This is a genomic window from Streptomyces sp. DvalAA-14, from assembly GCF_900091855.1.
In the GTDB taxonomy this organism is placed as follows: Bacteria; Actinomycetota; Actinomycetes; order Streptomycetales; family Streptomycetaceae; genus Actinacidiphila.
In genome coordinates, this window is the sequence record NZ_FMCH01000351.1 from 1 (window position 1) to 1327 (window position 1327).

Sequence of the window (1327 nt, forward strand, 5' to 3'; positions counted from 1 at the left end):
TCGTGCGGCTCGTACGGCCCGTGCGCTTCCAGCGCGAAGAACGGGCCGAGCGCCGCGAGTTCCCCGATCGGCGCGCCCGGCGTGCTCACACCGGGACCGGGGCCGGCTCCCGGGCCGCCGAGGTACCGGGACGGGGCTGCAGCAGGCGTTCGGCCAGCGGCGCGAAGACCAGGCCGATCGTCGACCAGAGCAGCAACTGGGCGGCGACGGAGTAGAAGCGGAAGGAGTAGAGCACGTCGGCCGGGAAGCCCGGGTAGACGATGGTGCCCTTACTGTTGGTCAGCGGCAGCGGCGTCTCGGTGGCGTGGTTGCCGAACTGCTCCTTGTTGTAGGTCAGATGGCCGAGCGACGGCAGGAGCAGCATGACGGTGCCGATGGCGACGACGAAGGCGGCGCCGGCCAGCAGCACCGCGTTCCAGTTGCCGAAGCGCGGCTGGAGGCGCTTGCCGAGCCAGACGGCCGCCACCAGGAACGCCACCGAGCACAGCACCATGATCAGGTACAGGCCGCTGCGGGTCTTGATGGTCTCCTCGTGTCCGATGGCGGGCGGGTTGGCCGGGTACTTCAAGAACGGCACCAGGTACATGCCGAGGAAGCCGCCGGCCGCGACGGTCAGCGCCAGACCGCGGGGGCGCAGCGCGCCGACCCGGCCCAGGCTCACGGAATAGGCCACCGCGAACAGCGCGCCCATCGCCATGCCGAAGACGATCATGCCGACGCCGATGCCGACATCGGCCTGGATGGTGCGGCTGAACAGATCGGGGCCCGCGGCCTCCGGCGGCAGCCCGGCCGCCTTGTCCAGTGCGGCCTGCGCCGCGTCACGGCCGTTTTCGTAGGAGATCGCCTTGCCGATCTGCGGTTCGGCGAAGATCCGGGCGAAGAGGAAGGCGAGCAGCCCGGCCGCTGCGCCGGCCAGCAGGCCGCGCAGTATGAGCTTTTTTTCCATGTCGAGTTGTCCGTACGTCAGGCGAGCAGGTGACGGGGTGACGGGTCAGTGGCAGGGGAAGCCGAGGAAGTGACGCGCGTCGTGGACGAACTCGTGGATGTGCATGTCCTTGCCGAACACCGAGACGGCGCCCTGGTCGACACCGATGAAGTAGTAGGCGGCGAGCGCCAGTACGACGGTGCCCACGAGCCATATCGCGGCCTTGGAGACGGGCAGGACGACCGGCGTCGCGGCCGGACGGGACGGGGTGATGCTGCTCATAGGGTGGGCCCTCCTTGGGGGATCGTGCGTCCCTGTTCCATGGGCGTCGTGATGGGCGGGTATCTGACTCCCCCTCCGCCAGGCGGCGGTGGGCTCACAGTGGCGCGACCGTGCCGGATT

Annotated in this window: 2 protein-coding genes; both read right to left on the reverse strand. The window is 69.6% G+C overall.

Annotated features, from left to right (window positions below; genetic code table 11):
- Positions 1–85: 85 nt before the first annotated feature.
- On the reverse strand, positions 86–946 hold the full coding sequence (locus GA0115240_RS17980) for a CbtA family protein (protein WP_093737692.1): 861 nt from the start codon (positions 944–946) through the stop codon (positions 86–88).
- A 45-nt stretch (positions 947–991) separates the two neighbouring features.
- Positions 992–1207, reverse strand: a complete 216-nt coding sequence (locus GA0115240_RS17985) for a CbtB domain-containing protein (RefSeq protein ID WP_093737693.1) — start codon at positions 1205–1207, stop codon at positions 992–994.
- Positions 1208–1327: the final 120 nt, after the last annotated feature.

Bases quoted from the DNA above. Each gene is read 5' to 3' on its own strand.
- GA0115240_RS17980 (WP_093737692.1), bottom strand. From the start codon at position 946: ATGGAAAAAAAGCTCATACTGCGCGGCCTGCTGGCCGGCGCAGCGGCC.
- GA0115240_RS17985 (WP_093737693.1), bottom strand. From the start codon at position 1,207: ATGAGCAGCATCACCCCGTCCCGTCCGGCCGCGACGCCGGTCGTCCTG.